General features: G+C 37.8%; 22 protein-coding genes and 1 tRNA gene. 8 read left to right on the top strand and 15 right to left on the bottom strand.

Annotated elements, in window-relative coordinates; genetic code table 11:
* Positions 1 to 2: 2 nt before the first annotated feature.
* From BLQ00_RS00805 to BLQ00_RS00765, 9 genes are all read right to left on the bottom strand, one after another.
* The gene (locus BLQ00_RS00805) at positions 3 to 1955 is read right to left on the bottom strand and encodes a S9 family peptidase (protein ID WP_093139437.1); all 1953 of its coding nucleotides are present in this window, start codon (positions 1953 to 1955) and stop codon (positions 3 to 5) included.
* A gap of 332 nt (positions 1956 to 2287) precedes the next feature.
* Positions 2288 to 2512: a hypothetical protein gene (locus tag BLQ00_RS00800; RefSeq protein WP_093139435.1), complete on the bottom strand. Its 225-nt coding sequence runs from the start codon at positions 2510 to 2512 to the stop codon at positions 2288 to 2290.
* 110 nt (positions 2513 to 2622) lie between these two features.
* Positions 2623 to 4293, bottom strand: a complete 1671-nt coding sequence (locus BLQ00_RS00795; RefSeq protein ID WP_093139434.1) for a hypothetical protein — start codon at positions 4291 to 4293, stop codon at positions 2623 to 2625.
* A 183-nt stretch (positions 4294 to 4476) separates the two neighbouring features.
* Positions 4477 to 5001 carry a YtxH domain-containing protein gene (locus BLQ00_RS00790; RefSeq protein WP_093139432.1) on the bottom strand — a complete coding sequence of 175 codons (525 nt, stop codon included), beginning with the start codon at positions 4999 to 5001 and terminating at the stop codon, positions 4477 to 4479.
* 3 nt (positions 5002 to 5004) lie between these two features.
* A complete protein-coding gene (locus tag BLQ00_RS00785) occupies positions 5005 to 6279 on the bottom strand; it encodes a DUF6638 family protein (RefSeq protein ID WP_229792588.1) in 1275 nt (424 codons plus the stop codon).
* Positions 6280 to 6290: 11 nt separating this feature from the next.
* Entirely contained in the window at positions 6291 to 8252 is a 1962-nt protein-coding gene (locus BLQ00_RS00780; RefSeq protein WP_093139429.1) for an AAA family ATPase, read from the bottom strand.
* Positions 8253 to 8254: 2 nt separating this feature from the next.
* Complete coding sequence (locus tag BLQ00_RS00775; protein WP_093139428.1) at positions 8255 to 9313, bottom strand: hypothetical protein; 1059 nt, start codon at positions 9311 to 9313, stop codon at positions 8255 to 8257.
* Between the two features lie 92 nt (positions 9314 to 9405).
* Positions 9406 to 10746, bottom strand: a complete 1341-nt coding sequence (locus tag BLQ00_RS00770; RefSeq protein ID WP_093139426.1) for a microtubule-binding protein — start codon at positions 10744 to 10746, stop codon at positions 9406 to 9408.
* Between the two features lie 333 nt (positions 10747 to 11079).
* Entirely contained in the window at positions 11080 to 12222 is a 1143-nt protein-coding gene (locus BLQ00_RS00765) for an acyl-CoA dehydrogenase (protein ID WP_093139425.1), read from the bottom strand.
* A gap of 178 nt (positions 12223 to 12400) precedes the next feature.
* Here BLQ00_RS00765 and BLQ00_RS00760 point away from each other — a divergent pair, with 178 nt between their 5' ends.
* The 8 genes from BLQ00_RS00760 (at position 12401) to BLQ00_RS00725 (ending at position 22032) form a co-directional block, all read left to right on the top strand.
* Positions 12401 to 13468, top strand: a complete 1068-nt coding sequence (locus tag BLQ00_RS00760; RefSeq protein ID WP_308425261.1) for an anhydro-N-acetylmuramic acid kinase — start codon at positions 12401 to 12403, stop codon at positions 13466 to 13468.
* 93 nt (positions 13469 to 13561) lie between these two features.
* The gene (locus BLQ00_RS00755) at positions 13562 to 14788 is read left to right on the top strand and encodes a Glu/Leu/Phe/Val dehydrogenase dimerization domain-containing protein (RefSeq protein ID WP_093139422.1); all 1227 of its coding nucleotides are present in this window, start codon (positions 13562 to 13564) and stop codon (positions 14786 to 14788) included.
* Between the two features lie 19 nt (positions 14789 to 14807).
* The gene (gene nhaD / locus BLQ00_RS00750; RefSeq protein ID WP_093139420.1) at positions 14808 to 16187 is read left to right on the top strand and encodes a sodium:proton antiporter NhaD; all 1380 of its coding nucleotides are present in this window, start codon (positions 14808 to 14810) and stop codon (positions 16185 to 16187) included.
* Between the two features lie 48 nt (positions 16188 to 16235).
* On the top strand, positions 16236 to 16937 hold the full coding sequence (locus BLQ00_RS00745; protein WP_093139419.1) for a MotA/TolQ/ExbB proton channel family protein: 702 nt from the start codon (positions 16236 to 16238) through the stop codon (positions 16935 to 16937).
* Positions 16937 to 17329, top strand: coding sequence for an ExbD/TolR family protein (locus BLQ00_RS00740; RefSeq protein ID WP_093139417.1), 393 nt, complete (start codon positions 16937 to 16939; stop codon positions 17327 to 17329). The genes BLQ00_RS00745 and BLQ00_RS00740 overlap by 1 nt, the downstream gene beginning before the upstream one ends.
* Before the next feature lie 140 nt (positions 17330 to 17469).
* Entirely contained in the window at positions 17470 to 18258 is a 789-nt protein-coding gene (locus BLQ00_RS00735; RefSeq protein WP_373287751.1) for an energy transducer TonB, read from the top strand.
* A gap of 57 nt (positions 18259 to 18315) precedes the next feature.
* Positions 18316 to 20808 carry a T9SS type A sorting domain-containing protein gene (locus BLQ00_RS00730; RefSeq protein ID WP_093139416.1) on the top strand — a complete coding sequence of 831 codons (2493 nt, stop codon included), beginning with the start codon at positions 18316 to 18318 and terminating at the stop codon, positions 20806 to 20808.
* A gap of 6 nt (positions 20809 to 20814) precedes the next feature.
* A complete protein-coding gene (locus BLQ00_RS00725; protein WP_093139414.1) occupies positions 20815 to 22032 on the top strand; it encodes a bifunctional folylpolyglutamate synthase/dihydrofolate synthase in 1218 nt (405 codons plus the stop codon).
* Between the two features lie 46 nt (positions 22033 to 22078).
* On the opposite strand, the gene BLQ00_RS00720 is transcribed toward BLQ00_RS00725, so the two are convergent.
* The 6 genes from BLQ00_RS00720 to gldJ form a co-directional block, all read right to left on the bottom strand.
* Positions 22079 to 22153 (bottom strand) — tRNA-Val (locus tag BLQ00_RS00720).
* A gap of 217 nt (positions 22154 to 22370) precedes the next feature.
* Entirely contained in the window at positions 22371 to 22523 is a 153-nt protein-coding gene (locus BLQ00_RS17500) for a hypothetical protein (RefSeq protein ID WP_175445391.1), read from the bottom strand.
* Between the two features lie 34 nt (positions 22524 to 22557).
* On the bottom strand, positions 22558 to 22917 hold the full coding sequence (locus tag BLQ00_RS00710; protein ID WP_139149337.1) for a hypothetical protein: 360 nt from the start codon (positions 22915 to 22917) through the stop codon (positions 22558 to 22560).
* 7 nt (positions 22918 to 22924) lie between these two features.
* A complete protein-coding gene (locus BLQ00_RS00705) occupies positions 22925 to 23248 on the bottom strand; it encodes a YtxH domain-containing protein (RefSeq protein WP_093139409.1) in 324 nt (107 codons plus the stop codon).
* A 282-nt stretch (positions 23249 to 23530) separates the two neighbouring features.
* Positions 23531 to 24811: a UDP-N-acetylmuramoyl-tripeptide--D-alanyl-D-alanine ligase gene (locus tag BLQ00_RS00700; RefSeq protein WP_093139408.1), complete on the bottom strand. Its 1281-nt coding sequence runs from the start codon at positions 24809 to 24811 to the stop codon at positions 23531 to 23533.
* 72 nt (positions 24812 to 24883) lie between these two features.
* Positions 24884 to 26554, bottom strand: a complete 1671-nt coding sequence (gene gldJ, locus BLQ00_RS00695) for a gliding motility lipoprotein GldJ (RefSeq protein WP_093139406.1) — start codon at positions 26552 to 26554, stop codon at positions 24884 to 24886.
* Between the last annotated feature and the right edge of the window lie 169 nt (positions 26555 to 26723).

Here is a 26723-nt window from a genome sequence, read left to right as displayed (position 1 = left end):
TGTTATTCTGTTTCACTTTTAATCTCTATACTTTCTGTTGTAGTGCCATCAGTTGGTGCCGTTTCCTTTTTAAGATACGTGTCTAAAAATTTTAGAATTCTACGGTATGATTCTATCTGATTTTCTTTTTTAACGAAACCATGTCCTTCATCTTCAAATAATACATATTCTACGGGAACCCCATTTTTTCTAACACCCGCAACAATTTCATCACTTTCTACTTGTAATACTCTTGGGTCTTGAGAGCCTTGTAATACAATTAACGGCTTGGTTACCTTGTCTGTATGAAACAGTGGAGAAATACGCTTCAGTCGAACCGAATCTGCCGAATAAGGATCTCCTAGTTCCAAGTACAATGACTTACGTTGTGATTCCCAATACGGTGGAATGCTTTTTAACGTACGAATCCAATTGGTAACACCAAATAAATTTACACCCACATCAAATTCTTCAGGAGCATAGGTAAGCGCAGCCATGGTCATATATCCACCATAAGACCCGCCGAGAATTCCAATTTTATCACCGTCAATTTCAGCTTGAGAAGCCAACCAATTTTTACCTTCTACGCAATCTTGTAAATCTTTCTCTCCATGGTTTAAATCGTCCATTTGGAAAAAAGTTTTTCCGTAGCCACTGCTCCCACGATTATTTACGGCTAATACTGCATATCCGTGATTTACCATATATTGAATAAGTGAATTAAACCCTTGGCGCGTTTGTCCTCCAGGCCCCCCATGTACCCAAACTATCGCAGGCACTTTGTTTGCTTCGGAAGCTTGTTTAGGTAGGTAATATATTGCAGGAATAACAGTACCGTCGAATGAAGGATAACGAATCACTTTCGCCGTTACCAGATCGTCTGCATTGATTTCTTTGTTTAAAACATTTGTAAGTTTGTGTTGTTCTTTTGTTTCAAAATTATAGGTGTATAAATCTGAAGGAGTATTAGAACCTCCTACATACATGCGCATCCATTTTTCATCATCGCTAAAACCTACGCTCGTAATACTTTTATCCCCAAAGTCGGGCAGGTCAATAGGTGTCATTGTGTTAGAATCTAAGACTTCTATAGCGTTTTTACCATCTTCATTCACGTACATAACCATGTATTTTCCTTCAGAAGTAAAACCACTCCCCATAATATCCCATGACCTTTCTTGTGCTTTTTCCTTTTTCTTAGTTCCTAGGTTGTAAGAGACTAAATATGAAAATTCGCCACCATCATCGGTGGTGTAATAAAAGGTAGAATTATCGTTTGAAAAATCCTGAGCAGAATTTGCACTCTGATTTTCGTTAATCTTCGTCATTTCTTTTGTGCTCACATTGTAAAGAAAAAGGTCGCTATCGTTGGTGTTAATCGATTTTGAGAGCGCAAAATGCGATTCATCATTGGACATACCTTCAAAATCAAGACCGTCATTATTTTGATAAATCATTTCCGAAGAAAAATCGGCAATAGACATTTTATATATATCAAAATATCTAGGATCTCTTTTATTTGAACCAAAATACAAATATTGATCATCTTTAGACCATCCATAAAAGCCTGATTTAGCCTCTTTTTCTGGAGTGATGTCTTTAATATTTCCGTCTAAATCTCTTACAAATAAGTGATCAATTTCATTCCCATTTCCATCGGCACTTAATAACATTCTGTTGTCATTCGGAAAATAGGATTCTGCAAAAATAGAGGTGCTATCCGATTTAGTAATGGCCGTCATTTCGCCTCCTTTTACAGGAATGGTGTACACGTTATAAATACCCGATCGATTGCTTGATATAAGTAAATTGCTATTGTCTGCTGAAAAACTTCCGCCACCAATAGCTTCATTGTCCATAAATTGTTCAATGGTGTATTGTTGAATTTCACGCTCTGCGATTGCTTTATCTTTTGCTTCTTCTTTACAAGAGAAGAAAAGAACTACGAAACATAACCCTAAAATTTTTGACTGCATACAAATAGTTTTTACTTAAATTAATATATAAATGGTCTTATAAACACGGTGCTAGGGGATGGTATAGTGGGGAAATGGGCAACGAATTGAAACTTTTCATCTTAGTTGTGTGTTGGTTTTAGCTAGCTGTAAATCAGAAATGTAAGTGTTGTGGTTTTGTCAGAAACTAAGATAGTTATTTTTTTTAAAACAGTATACTTCAAGTTTTGTAAGCACAAGGTGCATTTACAATGAGGTATCTTCGTTTTCTACGTCAACTAATACATTTTCTCCTTTCTTACTGCAATAAGCAGATTAGCGAAAACCAAACATACATAGCTTTCTATTTTGAGTCACTCTATAATTTCGTAATCAATACTTAGTTTTCGTAGAGCTCTTAAAGCAGAACCTGAGTTTTTATCATTTAGTTCAATATCAACAGCGTCTCCATCTAAAAGAATAGCTGTAAGTTCATACGACAAAGATTCAGCCATATTTGAAGAAATCTCTACAATACATTTGGCTATCGCTCTTCTGTCGGGTCTTGGAGTATCGCAGGACAATAAGTTTAGTTTCATAATAAAAATTTATTGACGCAATATACAAGTGATCCTTAAGTCTTAATGGATGTTACACAATGTAATCATATTTAGGGTACTTAGAAAACGAAAAACGTCTCCAATTTTTACTACTTTGAAATGGTATCGGTTACCACTTCAATATTTTCTTCGGAAAGTGTATCAATGTTAAGGCTGTCAAGCTGCTGAATGGGCACTACATCAATTTCAATCTTATTAGGATACAATTCTTTATCGGTAAGTCCTTCTGAAGCCTTCCAAGTTTCGCCTAACTGATTTAAAATAGTCGTTTCCCATTGTGAAGGATGCTTGGCATCTACCCAAATAACATCTCTGTATTCCAAATCGATTAGTGCCAAATCGGGTGTTGCAGCACCGTCAAATTTTTTGTTTCCTTCTCGTTTTGCGGCAATCGTACTAAGTACAAATAAACGTTTTCTTCCCGCTATATACTTAACAAAAGGTCTAAATTCAACAGGTTTGTTTACCGACCAATCGTATTCCTTTTTAGATTCAATCACTTTTAATGGCATTGCCGAAACACCCGCAAGTCCTTCTTTTTTGGCTGCGTGATTGTAGTAGTACAACGCATCCGTTCCGTCAGCAGGAACGAGTACGCTAAATGCCAAACTGGTGCGTTCTTCGCCAATAGGTTCCAAACCAAACCAGTGGTAGAGTCCGCTAAACGCATCGGTATTCATGCCTTCAAAATTGAAATCGGTAACAAAAGGCTGCTGATTCTGATCGTCGGCCAAATCTGGAATTTTCACGGCTGTTTCCATATTCCAAGGCAACGGATCTGTAAATCCACCTAAAAACTGAAGCGATTGTGCTTGCAAACGCGATACTTTCTCGTTCAGCGTATTTTGACGCGTTAAAAAAGGATGGTTTTGTGTTTCTTTTGGCGAGATATAGGTTCCTTTTCCAATGGTAATACGTTCCATATAATCTCCAAAATCATGTTCGCCAGGCTCTATAACCATCACACCTCCATACGAAGGATACGGAAAGAAAAACCCTTTCCATTTAATTAAACTCACTACCTGAACCCACTTGCCGGTGTCGTCTTTCATATAGAAAACCTCGCTCGGCTCCATTGTAAACAGTTGAAAGAAATTAAAACGTTGCACTACGGCATTGTAGGTGTTTCTACTAAACGCTAACGATTCTCCAATGGCAAACGTAATCGGAATTCTACTTTTATCAGAAAAACGAGGAAACGGCGACGTACTCGGAACCGAAAACAACTCTTCGGTATTGTCGTTCATACGTTGCCACATATATTCTTCAGCAGGTTGTACCGCCATGGTCCATTGGTTCGTACTATCTACACGCACTAATTGCGGTGCCGAAACTTCTTGCGTTTCACCAATCGACTCGTAGGCCATGGTTACAATATTATTGTAGGGCTGAATGCGTTCGTTTTGGGTGAGTGGCAATTCGCTAATCTCAACCAAATTTAAGTTGTTAAACACATTATAGGTTTGCATAAATTGGTACAATTCCATTTTCCAACCTAAAAACCAACCCGCGCCAAAAAAGACAACAATTCCGATGAGGATTAAAACTCGTTTTCCAGCCGTCAACGCACTTCTAAATTTTGAAAGTGTAAATCCTAAAAAGAGTCCGCCCATTAAAATAAGGAACACATACTTACGAACAAACAATAAAGCAGGCTGGTAGTTGTCTCGTAAAAAGAAAAGCAACAATACCAATACAAACGCACTTAGTACAACGATGCGCTTTTGTTTTCCTCCTTTTTGCCAATATTTTTTTATCATCTTTCGTTGTTTTAAAAGAATACACTAATGTATATCCGTACTATGTCACATACTATCATTTTCACGTCATTCCGAATTTGCTTCGGCGTCACATCAAGCAGGTTTTAAATACCTGAAGAGGGAACCTGAAACAAGTTCAGGTTGACGTACTGTGTTATGATATAGTACCGTTAATTGAATGCGTTACTTAATCATCCCTTTGTCCTTTAATCGTTCTCGTGCCGATTTCTGAGGCGCTTCAGGTTCTTTCTTCGGAATTTCAGTGGTTTCCGGTTGTACTTCGTCTTCAAATTTTTCACGTACATCTTCAGAAAAATCATCGATGATATCTTTTCCTTTCTGAAAGGTTTTTTCAAGATTTTCTTTATTCGTTTTTTCCTTCGCGAACAAAAATAAAGAAGCAATATAGGTTCCGATAAGCGTTCCTACTATGGCTGCAATAAAGTACTGAAGGTAATTCACCGTAAACGGAATAATGATTGTAAGTACAATTGCAATCACTAAAAAGAACAACGTAACCCAAACCAATCGCAATAAGAACGGTTGTTGGTGAATAAATCCTTTTCTGTTCTCAAGTTTCATCTGAAGCTCTTTCGAGTGCGTTACTTTGTTGCAAAAACGATACAACGCATTGTTTTTTGCTTCTCTCCAGTAAAAAACAATTCCGAAGAGAATGGCGAGTATAAAAATGATGATTTCCAGTGTCATAGGTTATTGTTTTTTGTTCTCTTCTAAGATACAATCTATTACCCAATCTTGATAGGTTTCGTCCCAAGAAGCGTAGTTTTTGTAAAATTGCGCTTTGTTATACCAAAATAAATAGACCGGGTCTAGCGGCGCTATTGTTGAAATTAGTTTCCAAATCAGTTGTTTTTGATCTTCTTCAAGCGATGAATGCGGTTGGTGCAATGCTTTGTAAAAAGGTTTGTCGATATAATCTTCTTGTTGTAACGATTTGTCGATAATTAATTTCTGAAAATACAATTCGACGCCTGTTATTTTTTTCTGAACAGCAATATCCAATTCATTCAAATACTTAAGAAACAGAAAATGACTGTCGAAGATCTCTTTGAAGGGTTGCTGCGGACTTTTAACATGGCGAGAGAACAGATGCTTCTTAATTCGTTCGTAACTCGGGGTTTTTACCGACTTCTTCAAATTGCTTTCTAAAATTAAATGACTCTTTAACGATTCTAACAATTCGTCGTGTTCAATATGAAACAGAAGTACATCAAACGTGTCATTTTTTATCGCTTCGTTGAAGGTTTCTTTCGATTCAAAAATCATGATGGGCTTCAAAAAATCTTTCAGAATAAAAACACCGCCAAAAGCTCTTGTGTAAAAAGAACTCACCTCTAATGAAAAAGGTTCAAGGTCTAGTTTTCGATTCCGAAGATCGCCATAAGCACGCGACGATGCTAGTAGTTCTTTATGTACTTCACGATCTAAAAAAGCATTCCCTTCTTGAAACTTTTTAATGAGTTCAAATTGGGCTTCTTGTTTTTTGTCAAGATCGTTTAAAATTTTAAAATTAACGGTAATCTTTCCGTAGCGCAACAAATCGAAAGCTTCATAAAAGGTGTCAATATGCTGGTCTAACTGCACACAAATAGCGGAATCTTTAGTAATATCTCGAATGGGTTTTTCGTAAGCGACAAATACTGCATTCAGCAAATCACGATCAAAACTATGCGACGGCATGTGCACAGGTTTGTTGTTTTGAGCTGGCGAAATAATAATTGCATTTACGTTGGCCTCTCCTATATTTAGGTAATAATTGTCCTTTTTCTCTTCAGCAATTTCAGGGCTCCAGCCCATCGCATCAATAGAAAAGTGCGATAGGGCAGTAGGTGTAATTCCCATCATTTCGAGACAGCCGTTATAGCGTTTTGCCAACGATCCTGAAAGTGGAACCAAGGCGCCACCGTATAATCCTGCTGCTTTTAATTTATCCATATTCATTTCCTGCGAACACAGGAATCTCAATTTTTATCGTTTTACTCTTTTTCTTCAAATTGACGTCTGGCTTCTACTTGCACATTCATATCGTGAATTCTGCCTTCTACCTGACGTTTAAAGTCGGTGTCTGCAATGGTAGCTACGTTGTCTAAATAGCGAATCACTTCCTGACGGCGAATGTCTGAAAAGTTCAAGCCTTTCATGTTTTGCTTCATCAAGTCTTGAAGCATCGAAAGTTTGGTGTCGTAGTCTTTTTTGAAATACAAACTAGCATCGTCAAACCAAGCTTGAGGAAGATCAAAATCAGTTAAGCGAAGTGAAACAGCACTTTGTATGTTCCGAATGTCTCGAGAAGAGAAAAACGGAAATGATTTCTGAACGTTTTTATACAATTCGGCAAAAAACAAATGTTCGGTATTTGAATGATTTGCTTCCGTTTGCTCATAAATTTCTAAAATTTTTGCTTCGGAAGGTTTGTCGCTCACGTTCATGATTTCGCCCAAGTTTTTAGCCAACCCTTGCTCGCTTAGGAAGTCGTATTTTTCGGGATTCTTCATATTCACGAAATCGGGCATTGTTTTTTCTAGTTTTCGCCACCATAAATAATCCTGATCTATAAAATCGGGTAGGGTACGAGCTCCGTCAATTTTAAAACGTCCTTGCACTCTTGAGATTACTGCCTTATCAAGCATTTCAGGAAGGTTCGTAAACAAACCAATCGAGCTGTTTCCGTAGTTAATCGCATAGGCGCCTTCCGTATATCGTAGAAACACACCGATCACTTCTTTAACTCCAGCCGAGACTCCTTGTGTAGTTCGTTCTTGTAAATTGTTTTCCGCATCGTCAATAGGCGCGAAAATTAGTTTGTTAGGATCTTGTAAGGGCTTCATCCATTGCACCATTTTTTCGGCCGAACCTCCTTGAAAGGTTGAGATAAGCGTATCTGGCATGGGATGAAACAAAAACGGAATGTCTAAAGCTTCACAATGTTTTTTCAAGCGAGTGGCAATGGCAGCGATGAGCATACTTTTTCCTGTTCCTGGAATTCCGTAGCCCATAAAAACGGGCATAAAACCACCCAATTCTTGAAAAGGATTTTTTTGTGCTTCAAAATCATAGCTCAACATTCGCTCGGTTAGTCTTCGCGCAAAATGTTTAGCATCGCGGTTCCCTACAATTTCTTCAAATTCAATTTTGTTGAATTCTACACTTTTCGCAGTGCCTTCAAATGTGTTTTCCCAGCCTGAAACAGCGAATTCACTTTTTTCAAGTTTATAGGTTCGGTCGGTAATGACTTCAGTGTATTCTAAGGAATTGATGCGCAACTGAATTTCAGAAATAATACTTTCAAAAAAGACCACGGTAAAATCGACTACGTCTTTGTCTGAAGTAATAATCTCGTTGTGATTTAAGAAACCATCGTAATAGAATAACAAGCATGAAATTCCTTTCAATGGTGATAAAAGAGACACTTCAGGAATGGATGAGATTTTATTTTTCATCACACTAAGGTCGTCTGAAGCCACTTGTTTTAAATCGAATAAAGTTCTGTAGGCAATTCCGAAGAGCATAAAAGCCGTAGCCGTTTGCATTTTCGAATCAAACTCACGGCGTTGCGCTGCATCTAAACTTCCTCTGCGTTCGTTTAAACTTGAGAGTCCGGAAGCATCGTAATAACTGTCTTTTAGCCAAATCCCCATAGTTAACCCTTCCTGCAGGGCAAACAAGGCTCTGTTAAGGTGCAACGGAATGGCGACCGAATCGGGCAACAAGCGTTTCTTAACACTTGCAATGGTTTTAGCGACCGAAGTCACTTCAGTGCTTCCGCCATTATTTGCTTTCGAAAGGTACAGTAAAATAGAATCGTCCTTTTGGTCTTTATCGCGACTTCTAGCTTTATTTCCCTGTTCCCATTGTACGCCTTTTAAATACGAAGTGGCTTCCTCTCGAAGGGCTTCAAGTTCAGATAATTTAATAGGAAATGTACTGTTGTGTTCCATAGTTATAAAGTTAAAGCCGAAATTTCGATTGGGTCTTGGGTTAAAGCGTGTAAGGTGTCGGGTATTTGGTCGTAAAGGGTTTGCATCACTCTATGCGACGTAAATACATATTTTTGAGGTTTGGAGTTTTCCCAAACTTGTAAGTATTGCTTGTTGAAAATATTTCCTTCGGAAAAATTCCCGGTGCTGTTGGTTGTTTTTATGGTTAGCGACAAAGCAAACGCCGAAAGATCTAAGTTTTTCTCAATTATCCCTTTTAAAATGACGTGCGTAATCTCTAATTCATCTTTCGCAAAAACATTATGAAAAGGACCCATGTCCACTTTTTTAAGTTTCTTAGGCCAGACTTTCGGTAATTTTTTGTCAATAGCATACGCCATCATATCCATTGACATGTCTCTATCGGCAACGGTTTCTAAAACTTCGTAAATCTGTTGTGTGTATTCTGAAATACTCGTTTTGTATAAATCGAAATACATAAAACAAATAAATGGGCGGTTATAGGTTACGTCGTAAAACGACCAACTAACCATATATTCTCCTTCGGAAGCTGCAGTACCGACATTCGCAATGATTTTTCCTTGTACAAAACGTTTAAAAATAAACTTCTGTTCTACCGAATTGTAATACACAATAGAAGCTGCTTGGTGTAATTTCCGTTCCGAAATTTCTTCCTTGTTCTTCAGTAAGGTTTCTAAAAATTCGGCCTTTAGTTCTTCTACCTTCGGAAGCTTACTGATGTGTTCGTTTTTAAGTTCTAAATCGTTTAAAAGATAACGAAACTCCAAGTAATTTGGAAAACCAGATTCGGTTAAATCTACCTTCATTTTCTCTTCACTGTCGAACAAATATTTGACTCTAAAAGCTTCTAGCGAATACAAAAGCAACTCACAGTATTGCTCCATGAAAGTGGTTTCGATTGTAGAACAAATGTTGTGTTGCGCTATTTTGCTTACCAACTCAGAAAACGCATGATTTATTATCTTGAAGTACACCGAGTACTGTTCTTTGGTTTCAAGAACAGCACTATCGAGTGGTGTTACAATTTGGTTTATTGACATTTTAATGTGTACAGATTTCGAATGATTTCAGTTTGGTGTACCGTGTTATTGAAGGTATTTAAAACGCTCAATTATTACACAGTGTGTTTGGATTATCCTAACAAATCGTCTTCGGCTGCTGGTTTTGGTTTTTCGGGCGTCGGATTGTCGTTTGCAGGCGTTCCTTTTTCGCTTGCGTAATACTCTTCAAAAATCTCTTTCATATCAATCCCGTAGCGGTTTGCAAAGTTCTTCTGAATGTCGGCATCTTTCTCGCGTATTTCTTGTAACGATTCGGCATAACTTCCATAAACTCCTTGCATTACTTTTTCATGTACCGGAATATTGTCCATCATTTCCTGACGTGCTTTGGCACTTGCAGTATGCATTGCGGCTAAGGTTTGTCCAATATGCTCATCGGTTTTTACACCCAAGTGTTCTAAAATAGCGGCAAATTCTTGATCGGTTCTAGCTTTTAACGCTACTACGTATCCTTCGTAATATTTAAGACGCTCATCGGTATCACTTTTTAGTTTGGCGCGGTGTGTTTGTAAGTTACTACGTAGCGATGTAAGTACTTTAATCGTTAAGTTGTGTTTGTGTACAAAACTATCTTTACTCGCCGCAAGTGTAGTGTAGGCGTTTTTAAGACCTTCTAGTTCTTCTACTTTCTGTTCGATAGTGGTTATTTTTCCTATCGCTTCAGAATAGGCAGACGATTGTTTGTCGGCAATTTCGTCTAGTTCTTGTCTGGCTTGTTTTAGCAATGCGTATTGCTCTTCCAGTTTGTCTTCCGTCTCTTTCTTTTTTTCAAGTGCTTTGGTGTGGTTGTTACTCGCTTCTACAATGGCAACTTGAAGTTTGTCTTCTACTTCTTTGATTTCAACCTCACGATTTTTTAAACGGGTAACAGCTGCCTGGCTTTTATACGAAAGTTCGTTTAATAATGTTTGTACGTCTGCCGTTTCGATACGTTGCTGAAACATTTCTTTGGCTTTCATATCGGCAGCATCTCTCACTTTTTGCGCAGCGGCTAATTCGGAAGTTTTGTTCTTTATTTTGGCTTTGCGTCCCCAAAGGTTGTTCCACCAGCTGTCTTTTACGTTTTGAGCATCTTCCAATTCTATTTTGGCACGTTCCAATGCTTTTTGAGCATCGTCGATAACCTTTTGTTCGGACGGATTCAGCGTAGAAAATTTTTCGAAAATGATTCCGACTTCGTCTTGGTAATCGGTAAGGTCTTTAATAGCATCTAGTAAAGAGCTTCTGTCTTTTTCTGCCATGCCTACCACATCGTCTAGGGTCGCATTAAGTATTTTTTGGCGTATTTCTGGATCGTCTTCTTGAGCGAGTTTGGACTTCATTTGGTCCACAGTTTTACCCCAGTTTACATCTACTTTTTCTTGTTTTGAGGAAGAGGAATCGGTTTCTAATAAGTCAAAATCGTCAGACATAGCGCGAATCTAATTTTAAGGTTGTTTTAATTTGTTTTTTGGAGTTTCAATTTCGTGAAAATAATTGAGTTTGGAAACCCAATTTTTGAAAAGCTTCGACTAATTAGTCTGACGAACTGAAATATTGTTACAAGTTGTAAGGTGCCTTTTTGCTTTTGCAAGAGTGATAGCAGTGGATACCCCGCATCCGCCAACGGCGGAGTGGCGTAGAAACGAATAGCACGGTGCCCTGTTTTTTATTTCTAAAAACGGGGTGCTTGCCCATAAAAAAACCCGACATAAAGCCGGGTTCTATAGTGATTGATTCTTAATGCGAATCGCAAATGAAACGTATTAGTCTTTTAATAATCCTCTGGAGATTACGATTTTTTGAATCTCTGAAGTTCCTTCATAAATCTGTGTAATTTTCGCGTCACGCATCATACGTTCAACATGGTATTCTTTTACAAAACCGTTTCCACCGTGTACTTGAACTGCTTCTACTGAAACGTCCATCGCAACTTGCGAAGCGTATAGTTTTGCCATGGCACCACTCATGGTGTAGTCGTTGCCTTGGTCTTTGTCCCAGGCAGCTTTCATTACTAAATGACGGGCTGCTTCGATGCTTGTGTGCATGTCTGCCAATTTAAAAGCAATGGCTTGATGGTTGCAAATTTCGGTTCCGAAAGCTTTACGAACTTTAGAATATTCGCGAGCTAAATCGTACGCACCTCCTGCAATTCCAAGAGCTTGCGCTGCGATTCCGATACGTCCACCTGCCAATGTTTTCATGGCAAATTTGAATCCGAATCCGTCTTCACCAATTCTATTTTCTTTAGGCACTTTTACGTCGTTAAAGATAAGAGAATGGGTGTCGCTACCACGAATTCCTAACTTGTCCTCTTTAGGTCCAATTTCGAAACCTTCCCAGCCTTTTTCAACAATAAAAGCGTTAATTCCTTTGTGTTTTTTTTCTTTATCTGTTTGTGCGATTACCAAGTAAAAATCTGCAGTACCACCATTGGTAATCCAGTTTTTAGTTCCGTTAAGAATGTAGTGATCGCCTTTGTCGATAGCCGTAGTTTTTTGTGAAGTTGCATCACTTCCTGCTTCTGGCTCACTCAAGCAAAAGGCTCCAATTGATTGTCCTGTTGCTAATTTGGTTAAGTATTTTTGTTTTTGATCTTCTGTTCCGTAGGTCTCTAAACCGTAACAAACTAAAGAGTTGTTTACCGATACGATAACTGAACATGAAGCATCTACTTTACTTAATTCTTCAACCACAATCGCGTAGGAAATCGTATCCATACCGCCACCGCCGTATTTTGGGTCAACCATCATTCCTAGGAATCCTAGTTCGCCCATTTTTTTAACTTGCTCTGTAGGGAATTTCTGAGCGTTATCACGTTCTATTACACCAGGTAATAATTCGGTTCTTGCAAAATCGCGAGCTGCATCGCGTATCATTATATGTTCTTCGGAAAGACTAAAATCCATAGGTATACGTAATTATATTTTGTGTGAAAAGTGGCGCAAAGATACCGTTTATTAATCAAATCTCAAACAGGCTAAGGCTACGATTGTTGATTTTTTAATAGTCTTTTTTGAAAAAGATGGATTAATTTTCAAAAGTATTCAATTTGAATGCTATTTTTATGCATTAAATGTAATTCAAATGATGAAAAAAAACAGCTATCATGTGGTAGGAGTTATGAGTGGAACTTCTCTTGATGGGATTGATTTATGTGAGATAGTTTTTACATTTTCTGAAACGAATGCCTGGAGTTTTGAGCTTTTTGCTTCGGAAACGGTTGCGTATCCTTCCACTTGGAAACAAAAATTGCAAGAGGCGGTGTCGCACTCTGAAGCTGCCCTCGAGACCTTAAACTTAGAATATACCGAGTACCTTTCCGAAGTGATTCTTACGTTTGTTAAGAAACATACAATTAAAAACCTAGATGCTGTTTGCAGTCACGGACATACTATTCTACACCAGCCCGCCAACGGAATTACATTGCAAATTGGAAATCTACCGAAACTGGCAAAACTGATTCAACAAACAGTAGTGTGCGATTTTAGGGTGGAAGATGTTGCGCTTGGCGGACAAGGAGCTCCGTTGGTGCCTATTGGCGATGCGTTGCTTTTTAAAGAATACGATTACTGTTTGAATTTGGGAGGTTTTGCAAATTGCTCTTTTGAACGAAACGGCGAACGTATAGCGTACGATATTTGTCCTGTAAATATTGTGCTAAACCCGTTGGCTGAGGCTTATGGAAAACCGTACGATGATGGTGGAGAAATGGCGCGACATGGAAAATTTAGTTTGTCTTTGTCTTCAGCACTGCGAGAAATACCGTATTACAAACTGTTGCCACCGAAATCTTTAGGATTGGAGTGGGTTCAGAATGAGTTTTTGCCCATATTGAATAATAAGCGCTATGGTGATGCCTATAAATTGCGCACAGTTACCGATCATATTGCTGCGGTAATTGCACGACAATTTAACAAAGGATCGAAAGTACTTGTTACAGGTGGAGGCGCTTACAATCGGTATTTACTTGAAATGATAAAACGTTCTAAAGATGTAGCGTTAATTGTGCCAGATGCGAAAATGATAGAATTTAAAGAAGCCTTGATATTCGGTCTGTTAGGGGTGTTGAAATTGCGAAATGAAGTAAATTGTTTGGCAAGTGTAACGGGTGCTTCTAAGGATCATTCTGGCGGAATGATTTTCTTTGCATAAAAATTACATAAAATCAATCGTAAGCCTTCGTCAATTTTTTATATTTGCCTATGCACATCTAAAAAAACAGATGAAAATTAACTCACCTTATTAATGAAAGAATTACTTAGCAAGTACGAAAATAAAACTCCTGAAATTGTTTTTCATTGGAATGATCCAGAAACTGAAGCCGAAGGGTGGACAGTTATAAATTCTCTTCGCGGCGGTGCTGCTGGTGGAGGAACGCGTATGCGTGAAGGTTTGGATATGAACGAGGTATTGTCGCTAGCCAAAACAATGGAAGTGAAATTTACAGTTTCTGGACCAGCAATTGGTGGTGCAAAATCGGGTATCAATTTTAATCCAAAAGATCCTCGTAAAAAAGGTGTTTTAGAGCGTTGGTACAAAGCAGTTTCACCGTTATTAAAGTCGTATTACGGAACAGGTGGTGATTTAAATGTAGATGAAATTCACGAAGTAATCCCAATTACAGAGCAAAGTGGGGTTTGGCATCCACAAGAAGGAGTGTTTAATGGACACTTTTCTCCTACGGAAGCTGATAAAATTAACCGCATTGGGCAATTGCGTCATGGTGTGATAAAAGTATTAGAAAATACAGCCTATTCTCCAGACGTGACAAGAAAATATACGGTTGCCGACATGATTACTGGATATGGTGTGGCGGAAGCTGTGCATCACTATTACGATATTTATGGTGGCGATATTAAAGGGAAACGTGCCATTGTCCAAGGTTTTGGAAATGTTGGGGCTGCCGCAGCGTATTATTTAGCGCAAATGGGAGCAAAGATTGTCGGAATTATAGACAGAGCTGGCGGAGTTATAAACAAAGACGGTTTCTCTTTCGATGAGATAAAGCAGATGTTCCTAAATAAAGACGGAAACACGCTAAAAGCAGATAATATGATTTCTTTTGAAGAGATCAACGAAAAAATATGGACGCTAGAATGTGAAATTTTTGCACCTTGTGCCGCTTCTAGATTGATTACAAAAGAACAAATTTCTTCTATGATCGATACTGGATTGGAAGTAATTAGCTGTGGTGCGAATGTACCTTTTGCAGATAAAGAAATTTTCTTCGGATCTATTATGGAATACACCGATGAGCGTGTAAGTTTAATTCCAGATTTTATTAGTAATTGCGGAATGGCTAGAGTTTTTGCATACTTTATGGAGCGTAAAGTGCAAATGACAGATGAAGCTATTTTTAATGATACATCTATCACGATTAAAAATGCAATTCAGAATACATTTAACAATAATAGTTCTAAAACGAACATTAGTAGTACCGCTTTTGAGATTGCATTAAAGCAATTAGTATAATAAATAACCTCACAATTATATGGAATCAATTATTATTTTAATTTTCGTTATTGGATACCTTTCGATAACGCTTGAACACCCATTAAAGTTAGATAAAACGGTGCCTGCCTTAATCATGGCAGCATTAATATGGGCTGTATTGGCTATTGGTTTTCACGCTGGTTGGTTCGATGTAATCGACTCGCATGACAATGCTTTTAGCTTCCTTACGGGTGGAGAAGCCGCTGAACATGGTTTTGAAAATACGCTGTTACACCACTTAGGGAAAACGGCTGAAATCTTAATATTCCTGATTGGAGCTATGACCATTGTGGAGATTATCGATCTACACCAAGGGTTTGAGGTGCTTAAAGGGGCTGTTAAAACGAAGAGTAAACGAAAGTTATTATGGATTATAGGAGTGTTGGCTTTTATACTTTCTGCTATAATTGATAACCTTACAGCTACAATTGTATTAATTACTCTACTTAGAAAACTTATTGTTAGTAGAGAAGAACGCCTTTGGTTTGCAGCAATGGTTGTAATTGCAGCAAATGCAGGGGGTGCTTGGTCTCCAATTGGTGACGTAACAACAACAATGCTTTGGATTGCTAAAAACGTTACAGCAGCAGGACTTATCGAATTTGTGGTTATACCTTCTATTGTGTGTTTTGTAATTCCTTTCGGAATCGCAAGTTATATGCCTGCTTTTAAAGGCCAAATAGAGGTAAACTCTGAGGATGAAGAAGAAACCGATAAATTATTAAGTAGTAAAACAATGTTGTTTTTAGGATTGGGAATGATTGTTTCTGTGCCAATTTTTAAAACAATTACACACTTACCTCCATATATTGGAATGATGTTAGCCCTTGGGGTTGTTTGGTTGGTTTCAGAATATATTCACCCTGAAGAAGACTTCACGAAAGAACGAAGACACTTATACTCTGCGCATAAGGCCCTATCTAGAATTGAAATTTCAAGTATTCTTTTCTTCTTAGGAATCTTAATGGCAGTAGCAGGATTGGAAAGTTTAGTATATGGAACTGTTGGGGGCGAAGACGTCGGAACCCTTAGATATGTTGCCGAAATTTTACAAGGAGCGATTCCAAACCAAGATATTGTGGTAATCTTTTTAGGAGTATTATCGGCGATTATTGATAATGTACCGTTGGTAGCTGCTTCTATGGGAATGTACGATGCACCTACAGATGCTGTATTATGGCACTTTATTGCGTATTCTGCAGGAACAGGTGGAAGTATGTTAATTATCGGTTCTGCTGCAGGTGTAGCTGCAATGGGAATGGAAAAAATCGATTTTATCTGGTATCTTAAGAAAATAAGCTGGTTAGCGTTTATTGGTTTTATAGCTGGGGCAGGGGTCTTTTTATTCATCGAGAGAGTTCTATTTCACCACGTATAACAATTTATAGAAACGATATCCGTTATTCACTAAAACAAAAGTAATTTTATGCTTAACTACTTAATTCAAGAAAGCGCTCAAGAAGCTGCAGGGGCGGTAGAGCCTGTTGTAGAAGAAAAGACGCTTTCTATTATGGAACTTCTTATGAATGGAGGCCTTGGAGGTCAAATCATCATTGGAGTTCTTTTTATACTACTTTTTGTGGCCGTTTATATTTATTTTGAGCGTTTGTTTGCAATTAAAGGCGCTTCAAAAATGGACGGTAACTTTATGAATCAGATTCGTGATAATGTAGCTTCGGGGAACATTCAAGCTGCAAAAACACTATGTGCTTCACAAAATAGTCCAGTCTCTCGACTTACTGAAAAAGGTATTTCTCGAATCGGAAGTCCGTTAGAAGATATCAATACAGCCATCGAAAATGCTGGGAAGTTAGAAGTGTACAAACTCGAAAAGAACGTAAGTATTTTAGCAACAATTGCAGGTGCTGCTCCAATGATTGGATTCTTAGGAACCGTAATTGGTATGGTTTTGGCATTCCATGAATTAGCAACAAGTAGTGGGCAAGCAGAAATGGGAACCCTAGCCGAAGGTATTTACACCGCAATGACAACAACCGTAGCCGGATTAATTGTGGGGATTATTGCGTATATGGGATACAATCATTTAGTGGTAAAAACAGATAAAGTTGTGCACCAAATGGAAGCAACGGCTGTTGACTTTTTAGACATCTTAAACGAACCAGTTTAGTGAATTTACGAGGTAGAAATAAAGTAAGTGCAGAGTTTAGTATGAGCTCCATGACAGATATTGTATTCTTGTTATTGGTCTTCTTTTTACTAACCTCGCCAGCCATAACGCCAGATGCGTTAGATCTTATTTTGCCAAAAGCAAAAGGAAAAAGCACCAACGTTCAAAAAGCATCGGTAAGCATCACCAAAGATGGCGCTTACTATGTAAACAAAGAGCGTGTTAGCGAATACAGCATAGAAAAGGAATTAAAAACCATTCTCGCTGGAGAAGACAAACCCACGATTATATTACGCGCCGAAGAAGGAGTGCCTATCGAAGACGCTGTTTTTGTAATGAACATCGCTAATAAAAATAACTTTAAAGTCGTTTTAGCAGTACGTCCTAATTAATTTTTGGGCAAGACCCGCCTTTGGGCGCGTCGGGCTTTCGTCACTACACGGTAGTGTACTCAATCCCTCTTGCAAAACAAGTACTAATATTAATACCTTTTCCATTGAGTCTGTTAGATACCGAACATAAAAAAAAGAGCATGGCAATCACGGTAGTGTTACACGTGATTATCTTGCTATTGCTTTTTTATGTAGGACTTACCTATTTAGACCCACCACCAGAACAAGGAATTGCAGTTAATTTTGGAACGACCGAAACCGGCTCTGGAGACATACAACCTTCCGAAGCTATTAAATCGGCACCCAAAGAAACCGAACCTGAACCTGTAACACAACCAAAATCTGAAATCAAAGAAGAGGTGGTGACGCAAGATAATGAGGAGGCGCCTGTTATTAAAAAAGAGGAAAAAAAGGTAGAGAAAAAGGAAACGCCAATTAAAAAGGTAGCGCCTAAAAAGGAACCGCCTAAAAAACCCGATCCAAAGCCAGACAAGAAAACAACCGATGCATTATCTAGTTTGATTAATGGTCCAAAAAGTGACGGTACTGCTTCAGGGGGAGAAGGCGACGATAAAACCCCTGGCGATAAAGGAGACCCGAACGGTGATCCAAATGCTAAAAGTTACTACGGAACAGGAAAAGGCTTAGACGGTGATGGAAATTACTTGTTAGGGGGGCGTAAAGCATTAAACAAAGAGAAATTTGTACAAGACTGTAATGAAGCTGGAACGGTAGTAGTCAGTATTGAGGTAGATCGTAATGGTAAAGTCATTAGTGCTACAGCAGGAGTTCGCGGAACTACAAACAATACCAAATGCTTGTTGGAACCAGCAAAAAGAGCGGCGTTAGCAACACGATTTAACAGCGACGATAAAGCACCCGCAAAACAAATAGGAAAAATTATCTATAAATTTAGCCTTTCAGAATAACGCTTCCCGTATTTCAAATTAGAATTTAACTATCTTTAGCAGTATAAACACAATGCTATGACTCGTATAATTCTGGTTTCAATTTTCTTTCTTTCAATACTGGGTTGCAATGCGCCTTCCTCTAAGGGTGATATCTCTGAAAAACCTTCCGAAGAAAAACCACACGACTTTATGTTTATGCAACGCGCGTATCCCACAGGAACGCTAAAAACAGATGCATACGCAGCAGCTATTGCTTGGAAAAAACAACAACCACGACGTTCGAGTTCAGCACTGCCTTGGGAATTTGCAGGGCCTTTAAATATAGGGGGAAGAATTACCGACATTGAGATTCCAATAGATCAGCCGCAAACGTATTATATAGGAGCTGCCTCTGGTGGTGTGTTCAAAACAATTGATGGGGGAGTGACTTGGAATCCCATATTTGACGAGCAAGAAATGTTGTCTATAGGAGATATAGAAATTTCAAAAAATGATACCGATATTATTTGGGTAGGAACTGGAGAAGTAAATGCTGGAGGAGGCTCGTTAGCGTACGACGGGAATGGAATGTTTAGAAGTGCCGATGGCGGACTAACATGGGAGTCGAAAGGATTGCCAGATGTAGGAAGTATCGGAAAGATTTTAATCGATCCAAATGATGAAAATACTGTTTTAGTAGGAGCTATGGGGCCACTTTTTAGAAACGATGTGAATCGCGGTGTGTATAAAACGACCGATGGTGGAGCAACTTGGGAACAAAAATTATTTGTAAGCGACTCTACAGGAATTATAGATATGGCAATGCATCCAACCAATGGAGATATTGTATATGCTGCAAGTTGGGAGCGGATTAGACGCCCTAATAGACGTCAATATGGTGGAGAAACTTCAGGGCTGTATAAATCTACAGATGGAGGAGAAACCTGGTCAGAATTAACCAATGGTTTGCCAACAGCTGCGGCAGATAAAGGACGTATAAATATTGATATTTCTCAATCGAATCCTAATGTGTTGTATGCACGATATGTAGATACGGCAGGTAGTATTGAAGGGTTTTATAGAACCGATGACGGCGGTGCTACTTGGGTAGAGAAAAATACAGGGCAATTAACAAATGTAGGTTTTCACTGGTGGTTTGGAGGTGTTTTTGTCGATCCTACTGATGAAGATATTGTTTACAATGTAGATTTTGAAGTTCAGAAGTCAACAAACGGAGGGGCCAATTGGTCTGACTCATTTTCAAATGTGCATGTAGATCAGCATGCCATGGCATTTAATGCTTCTGTAGCTGGTGAGGTGTTGTTGGGGAATGACGGCGGATTGTATAAAAGTACCAACGATGGGGCTTCTTCGGTTAAGAACCTTAATTTGCCCATCACTCAATTTTATAGAATGTATGTGGATGCGCTAAATCCAAGTAAGATTTATGGTGGCGCTCAAGATAATAGCACCAGCAGAACTACTTCAGGAGGTTTAAGTGATTGGAATATTATTTATGGGGGAGATGGTTTTCAGCCTTTAGTCGATTTTACGAATACAAATGTAATTTATGCATTGTCACAAAATGGAAATCTAGGGAAGTCAACCAATAATGGAGCCTCGTTTTTTGGAGCTACTAATGGGATTTCTTCTGGAGATCGCAAAAATTGGGATACGCCTGTAACACAAGATCCATTAAATTCGCAAGTGTTGTATTATGGAACACAGCGTTTGTATAAAACAACGAATGCAGCAAGTAACTGGACTGCGATAAGTGGAGATTTAAGCAATGGTACGAATTCTGGGAATCTTACGTTTGGAACCATAACAACCATTGATGTATCTCCCATTGACACCAACTTAATTTTTGTAGGGACTGACGATGGTAATGTGTGGCGTACGGACGACGGAGGAGTTACTTGGGAACAATTGTCTGCAAATTTACCAGAGCGTTGGGTAACGAAAGTGAAAGCCGATCCTTACGAATCGGAACGGGTCTATGTTACTTTTTCCGGGTATCGTTATGGCGAAGATGGAGGACATGTTTTTTATAGTGAGGACAGAGGGGAGACTTGGATTGATATTACTAGAAATCTTCCAAATATTCCTGTAAGTGATATTGAAATTGGTGGTTGGGAAGGTGTCTTTCTTGCAACCGATATTGGTGTTATGAGAGTTCAATCTCCAGGTGAAGATTGGGAACCATTTGGTGAAAACTTACCGTCAGTAGTGGTGACCGATTTGTTTATGAATTCTTCTGAATCGAGTTATTTGTACGCGGCAACCTATGGGCGTTCTATGTATAAAATATATGTAGGAGAGGCGAATGTAGATGGTTTTGATTTTGCTGAAAGTGTTTCGGTGGCTCCAAATCCAGCTTCAGATCTTGTTACGATTTCGATGAAGAATCCTTCCGAAATTGTTTCAGTGATTGTGTATGATGCTTTAGGAAGGGCCTATTTTGAACATAAATTTTCAGGAGGAGAAAATTCAATTCAGTTTTCAGTTGAAGAATTTTCAATAGGAATGTATTGGGTTAAAATAACTAGCGGAACGTCTCAAGTTACTAAGAAATTAATTGTAAAATAGACTATTATCAACTATTCAGATACCATAGCGTGGCTTTTTGCACAATTGCCCATGTATCAACGGGTAGGGAAATCTGCTTATAAGGCAGATCTTTCCAATACCCTTCTTTTGGCAGAGTATTTAGGAACTCCTCATACTGGTTTTAAAACAATTCATGTAGCGGGAACCAACGGAAAAGGATCTACTAGCCATATGTTAGCTTCTGTATTACAAGAAGCAGGGTATAAGGTGGGTTTGTATACCTCACCGCATTTAAAAGACTTTAGAGAACGAATAAAAGTAAACGGGACAATGGTTCCGAAGCGAACGGTTTCTGCTTTTGTATCGAAGCACAAGTCTTTTTTTGAAACACATTCGTTGTCCTTTTTTGAAATGACTGTAGGATTAGCGTTTGATTACTTCAAAAAAGAAAAAGTTGATATTGCAATTATAGAAGTAGGGTTAGGAGGGCGATTGGATAGTACGAATATAATTACACCAGAAGTATCGGTTATTACGAATATTGGTTTGGATCACATGCGATTTTTGGGAACAACACTTCAGCAAATTGCTGCTGAAAAAGCTGGAATTATAAAGTCAGGCATTCCTGTTGTGATTGGTGAAACTGTTTCAGAAACAAAAACAATATTTCAAGAGGTTGCGCTAGATAAGAATGCGCTCATTGTATTTGCCGAAAAATCTAAAAAGGCTTCCTATGCTTCAGACTTAAAAGGAAGCTATCAAAAAAAGAATATTAAAACCGTACTGGCGACCTTGCTTATACTGCAAGAGAAAGGTTGGAAGGTTTCAGAAAAAAGCATTAAAAATGGCTTGTTACGAACTATACCGAATACTGGCTTAATGGGGCGTTGGCAGATTTTAAAAGAACAACCAAAAGTAATTTGCGATACAGCACATAATAAAGAAGGGCTTCAGTTAGTGATGAAACAACTGAGTCTTGAAAAGTACGATGCGTTGCATATTGTGTTGGGAGCTGTAGATGATAAAGATTTGGATACGGTATTGCCGCTGTTTCCAAAAGAGGCAAAGTATTATTTCTGTAGACCAGATGTGCCAAGAGGACTTAAAGTAAAAGTGTTGGAAGAAAAGGCAGCGAAATTTGGTTTGGAAGGTGAAGTGTATCTTTCGGTGAAAATGGCGTACAAAGATGCTTTGTTAACCGCAACAAAGAGTGATGTTGTTTTTGTGGGTGGAAGTACGTTTGTAGTTGCGGAAGTGTTGTAAAAATAAGGCATAAAAAAATCCCGAATAAAATTCGAGATTTTTTTTGTGGGCGATGAGGGGTTCGAACCCCCGACCCCTTGGGTGTAAACCAAGTGCTCTGAACCAGCTGAGCTAATCGCCCTTATTGTTAGCGAGGGCAAATATAAGTTAGTTTTTAGTTTCCACAAACATTTATTTGAAAAATAATTGATTTTTTTTGCACCTTTTTTAAAAGCTTGTTTCGATCTAAAGTAGTAGGTTGTATTTCAGCTTTTTGTGAGGGTAGCAAAAAAAGGAGTTTTAAAATAAAAACTCCCAACAAATTGAATGTTGAGAGTTTTTTTAATGTTTTCAGATTTTTATTTGAAAATCCGATGAATCAAATAAGGAATTCCAAACTTTTTCGCGATAGGAAGTAACGTGCTCATAATAATGTTCGATGAAAAGTTTTCATCAATTCGATGTACATTTAGTTTCATTTCTTCCACTAAAATCTGCTTTTCCAACTTCATTTTCTTAAGATCAAGCTCGATATCTTTGAGTGAATTATATGTTTTCATCGTCGAAATAAGTTTTGGATAATTTTTGCACTATAAATCGTTCTAATTTACTTCTAAACGCGTAGATGAATACTGCAATTAAAAGATAGAGTCCAGCTACAGCGATATATCCTAAATACATGTTGTTAAATAATTGACCCAAGCCTATGGCTAAGGCAAAGGAGATAAAAACTGTAAATAGGGTGAACGCTGTACCAATTAAAATCGCTTTTGCAATACTAGTAGTTAAACTAGCGATTTGAAAGAATATCTTTAATTTCGAGTATTCATATTCTTTCTTAGCGTACTCTTTTAAATGCGAGCCTCCGTCTATTAGTTCTTCTTTAGATGATTTGAACGTGTCCATAATCATCTTAGCTTACTTTTTCATTCTGCTTTTTAAGTGTCGCTAATTTTTTTTCTAACGTAGAAATAACATCTTCTGCTTTATCGCTCATTTCACTTACCATGGAGTCTAGTTTGGTTCCAAACTCTTCTTTATGCACATTAAATTTAGAATTTAATTGCGAAGTAAGCTCGTTTGTTTTAGCTATAATGTCATCTTTAGCGTGCACTGCATTCTTTTTTATTTTTTTTCTAGTTTTTGTTCCTTTTTCAGGTGCGTATAGAATTCCTAAAGTTGCTCCTAGTGCTGCTCCTGCTACGATCCCTAATAGGGTATTGCCAGTTTTAGACATATTGTTTTTAGTTTTAATTATTAGTTTGTTTGACTCAAACACAAACTCAAAAATGTGAGTTTTAAGTGTTTGATTAGTACTAATGTAAGAACTATTTTGAGCTGAGAGAGGGACTTTAACGCTCTTTAACCAAGCTAGTGAAATTTTAACATAATAAGATGTTAAAACGAAGGATTGGTGTTAAAAATTTTGGGTGTAATTTCTTTTCTTCGGAAGTTTAATTTAGAGGAAAAAAGGAAGTTGCGATAGTTTCTAAAATTGATTTTTATCGTGTAATTACGGTTAAAGAAGTTCCGTAATTCTTTCTAAGGCCATGCCTCTAGATCCTTTAATTAGGATGAAACTTTTCTGGATACTCTTTTCTGAAAATTGTGCTTTAAAGTCTTCAAAAGTTTCAAACTGTAAAATATTTGAAGCGTTTGATTTTGTTTTAAAAAAGTTGCTTCCTAATAAATACGTTGTGCCAAGGTTGTTTTCGGTAAGGTAATCTGTTATTTTTTGGTGTTCTGAAGCTGCTTCAGCGCCTAGTTCGAACATATCGCCTAGAAAAAGTACTTTGTTGTCACCTTCCGCTTGTTTAAAGTTCTCTAAAGCAGCAAGCATACTTGTTGGATTGGCGTTGTAGGCGTCTAGAATAATTTGATTTGTATCCTTTTCAATCCGTTGCGAGCGATTGTTTGTGGGAGTGTAAGCTTCAATTGCAGTTTTAATTTTTTCCGAAGAAACCTTAAAATAATCACCAATCGCTATTGCAGCAGCTATGTTATTAAAGTTGTAAATTCCTATTAAATTGCTTTTGATATCTAAATTTTTAAAAGAAACTACAAGTTCTTTCTTGCTATTTAGGAGAGTTACACCTATATCTTGACCTTCCGTTCCGAAAGTATTTCTTTGTATGCCTTCTGAAAGAGATTTTTGAATAGGGTCATTTGCATTAATAAATACTGTCTTTTGGTGTTTACGAAGGTATTCGTATAGTTCCGTTTTCGCTTTTATAACTCCTTCAATACTTCCAAAGCCTTCTAAATGCGCTTTTCCGAAATTTGTTATATAGCCATAATCTGGTTGTGCGATTTCACATAAAAGCGCAATTTCTTTTGGATGATTGGCACCCATTTCGATAATACCTATTTCGGTATCTTTTGTCATAGAAAGGAGTGTAAGCGGTACTCCGATATGATTATTGAGATTGCCAACGGTGGCAGTAGTATTGTATTTTTGTTTTAAAACAGCGTTTATAAGCTCTTTGGTTGTTGTTTTACCATTGCTTCCTGTTAATGCTATAATTGGGATGTTTAATTGCTTTCTGTGATACGTGGCAAGCTCTTGAAGCAGTTCTAGGCTGTTAGGGCACCGAATGGTTTCTCCGGTGGGTTTGTGATACTCTTCTTCATCGATAATCACTTTTAAAGCTCCTTTAGTTAGCGCTTCTTCAGTAAATTTATTTCCATTAAAGTTGTCTCCTTTTAGTGCAAAAAACAAACACCCTTTTTTAATTTTTCGGGTGTCAGTGCAAATTCCTGTACTTGCTATAAAATGCTGATAAACTGTTTCAATTTTCATAGAAATAAATGTAATAAAAAACCCTCCAATTCCGAATGGAAAAGGAGGGCTAAATTATAAATTAAATTCAGATTAATTTCTAGGTCTTTTCCCTTTTTTAGATTTAGAACCTACACGAGACATAGCACATCTAAAGCCTATGTAATCTGTAGCCATATCTTCTGGGAAGTATCTTCTTTGTGCTGGATCTAACCAGTAATCACGATCTTTCCAAGAACCACCTTTGTACACACGAACTTCGTTGTTAATTAATGTAGTTCTGTTAGACGATTTGTCAAATTGACGGTCTAAGTTTCCTAAGCTATCGGCAAATACTTTGTTCTTAGGAGAATTATACATTCTTTCAGATTCGTCCATTTCTTCATCTTCGCCAAATGATTGGTAGTAACGTGAAGAACGTTTGTCTCCATCGCGGTAATCACGGTTATCACTTTCAGAAAAGTTTGTTCTTAAGTATGTTTCTTTATCGTCAACTGGTACTTGTAAGATTTCACCAGGTAAATTTCTAGCGACAATTCTACCGTTACTTAACGTGTCGTATACAATAGAGTCGGCAGTTACAATTCTAACTTTTCCATCTTTATCGATTGAGTTTTTAGTGTAAACGTTACCACGATAGTAGTTAAAGTCGTTAAATTCATCATCAACAATAGGACGGTAGATATCGGCAACCCATTCTGCAACATTACCAGCCATATCGTATAAACCATAGTCATTTGGTTCGTATGATTTTACTTCAGCAGTAATATCGGCACCATCATCACTCCATCCAGCAATACCACCATAATCTCCATCACCTTGTTTGAAGTTTGCCATTTGATCTCCACGGCTTCTTCTTTTTCCTGAACGAGTGTATTGACCATCCCAAGGATATTTTTTTCTTCCTCTATATACATTGTAGTTACGAAGTCCAACAAGACCTAAAGCTGCGTATTCCCATTCTGCTTCAGTCGGAAGACGGTACGATGGCATTAATAGACCATCTTTTCTTTGGATATATAGTCCAGTACTGTCTTTGCTTTTCTTAGCGATTCCTTGTGAACGTTTTCCTCCTCTAGTAATAGAGTCGTTACCGCCATACGTTAAAGTAGGAGCATTTAAATAGGTTTCTGTGCTAAATGTTTCGCCAGGCTCTACCTCGTAACGCGCATTTCTTGTAGTGATACCTTCTTTTTCAAGAATTAATTCATTCACACGATCTGTTCTCCAGTTGCTAAATTCAACGGCTTGAATCCAACTAACACCTACTACTGGGTAATCACCATAAGCAGGATGACGTAAGTAGTTGTTTGTCATTACTTCGTTGTACCCTAATCTGTTTCTCCAAACTAAAGTGTCAAGCAATGCTCCTTCGTATATTCTACGATAATTTTCGTCGGATGGAGGGAAAACATTTTTTATCCAATCTAAATATTCTAGATACATAAGGTTTGTCACCTCAGTTTCATCCATGTAGAAAGATTGAACGTGTTGTTGGTTAGGACTATTATTCCAGTCGTGCATAGGATCATCTTGCACTTTACCCATGGTGAAAGTTCCACCTTCGATAAAGACTAAGCCAGGACCAGTTTCCTGTTCTTTCGCTTTTGGGTTGTATTGAAATCCTCCTTCTTTGGAGTTCATCTTCCAACCAGTAGCTCTAGAACTATCTTTGTAGTCTCGTGATTTGTTGCAACTCACTAAAAATGAAGTTGCAGCTATAGCAATGCATAGCTGTAATACTAATGTTTTTTTTAAGTTCATAGTTTCAATTATGAAGAAATTGGGTTCGCAATATAGTAATTAACGATAAAATTGCAATAATATTTTAGCATTAATACAATGTTAGTTTTTTGTGGTTTTTACCACTAACACAAATGCAAACGTATTACTTTAATAATTATTATTTGAATTATAATAAAATAAAGTTTGA

This window comes from Ulvibacter litoralis, assembly GCF_900102055.1.
Lineage (GTDB): Bacteria > Bacteroidota > Bacteroidia > Flavobacteriales > Flavobacteriaceae > Ulvibacter > Ulvibacter litoralis.
Note: the sequence above shows the minus strand (reverse complement) of the source record. Positions and strands in the feature narration are given on the sequence as shown.

What these genes read in the sequence shown, in the direction of transcription:
- BLQ00_RS00805 (WP_093139437.1), bottom strand. Translation starts at nt 1,955, where the DNA reads ATGCAGTCAAAAATTTTAGGGTTATGTTTCGTAGTTCTTTTCTTCTCT.
- BLQ00_RS00800 (WP_093139435.1), bottom strand. Translation starts at nt 2,512, where the DNA reads ATGAAACTAAACTTATTGTCCTGCGATACTCCAAGACCCGACAGAAGA.
- BLQ00_RS00795 (WP_093139434.1), bottom strand. Translation starts at nt 4,293, where the DNA reads ATGATAAAAAAATATTGGCAAAAAGGAGGAAAACAAAAGCGCATCGTT.
- BLQ00_RS00790 (WP_093139432.1), bottom strand. Translation starts at nt 5,001, where the DNA reads ATGACACTGGAAATCATCATTTTTATACTCGCCATTCTCTTCGGAATT.
- BLQ00_RS00780 (WP_093139429.1), bottom strand. Translation starts at nt 8,252, where the DNA reads ATGGAACACAACAGTACATTTCCTATTAAATTATCTGAACTTGAAGCC.
- BLQ00_RS00775 (WP_093139428.1), bottom strand. Translation starts at nt 9,313, where the DNA reads ATGTCAATAAACCAAATTGTAACACCACTCGATAGTGCTGTTCTTGAA.
- BLQ00_RS00770 (WP_093139426.1), bottom strand. Translation starts at nt 10,746, where the DNA reads ATGTCTGACGATTTTGACTTATTAGAAACCGATTCCTCTTCCTCAAAA.
- BLQ00_RS00765 (WP_093139425.1), bottom strand. Translation starts at nt 12,222, where the DNA reads ATGGATTTTAGTCTTTCCGAAGAACATATAATGATACGCGATGCAGCT.
- BLQ00_RS00760 (WP_308425261.1), top strand. Translation starts at nt 12,401, where the DNA reads ATGATGAAAAAAAACAGCTATCATGTGGTAGGAGTTATGAGTGGAACT.
- BLQ00_RS00755 (WP_093139422.1), top strand. Translation starts at nt 13,562, where the DNA reads ATGAAAGAATTACTTAGCAAGTACGAAAATAAAACTCCTGAAATTGTT.
- nhaD (WP_093139420.1), top strand. Translation starts at nt 14,808, where the DNA reads ATGGAATCAATTATTATTTTAATTTTCGTTATTGGATACCTTTCGATA.
- BLQ00_RS00745 (WP_093139419.1), top strand. Translation starts at nt 16,236, where the DNA reads ATGCTTAACTACTTAATTCAAGAAAGCGCTCAAGAAGCTGCAGGGGCG.
- BLQ00_RS00735 (WP_373287751.1), top strand. Translation starts at nt 17,470, where the DNA reads ATGGCAATCACGGTAGTGTTACACGTGATTATCTTGCTATTGCTTTTT.
- BLQ00_RS00730 (WP_093139416.1), top strand. Translation starts at nt 18,316, where the DNA reads ATGACTCGTATAATTCTGGTTTCAATTTTCTTTCTTTCAATACTGGGT.
- BLQ00_RS17500 (WP_175445391.1), bottom strand. Translation starts at nt 22,523, where the DNA reads ATGAAGTTGGAAAAGCAGATTTTAGTGGAAGAAATGAAACTAAATGTA.
- BLQ00_RS00710 (WP_139149337.1), bottom strand. Translation starts at nt 22,917, where the DNA reads ATGGACACGTTCAAATCATCTAAAGAAGAACTAATAGACGGAGGCTCG.
- BLQ00_RS00705 (WP_093139409.1), bottom strand. Translation starts at nt 23,248, where the DNA reads ATGTCTAAAACTGGCAATACCCTATTAGGGATCGTAGCAGGAGCAGCA.
- BLQ00_RS00700 (WP_093139408.1), bottom strand. Translation starts at nt 24,811, where the DNA reads ATGAAAATTGAAACAGTTTATCAGCATTTTATAGCAAGTACAGGAATT.
- gldJ (WP_093139406.1), bottom strand. Translation starts at nt 26,554, where the DNA reads ATGAACTTAAAAAAAACATTAGTATTACAGCTATGCATTGCTATAGCT.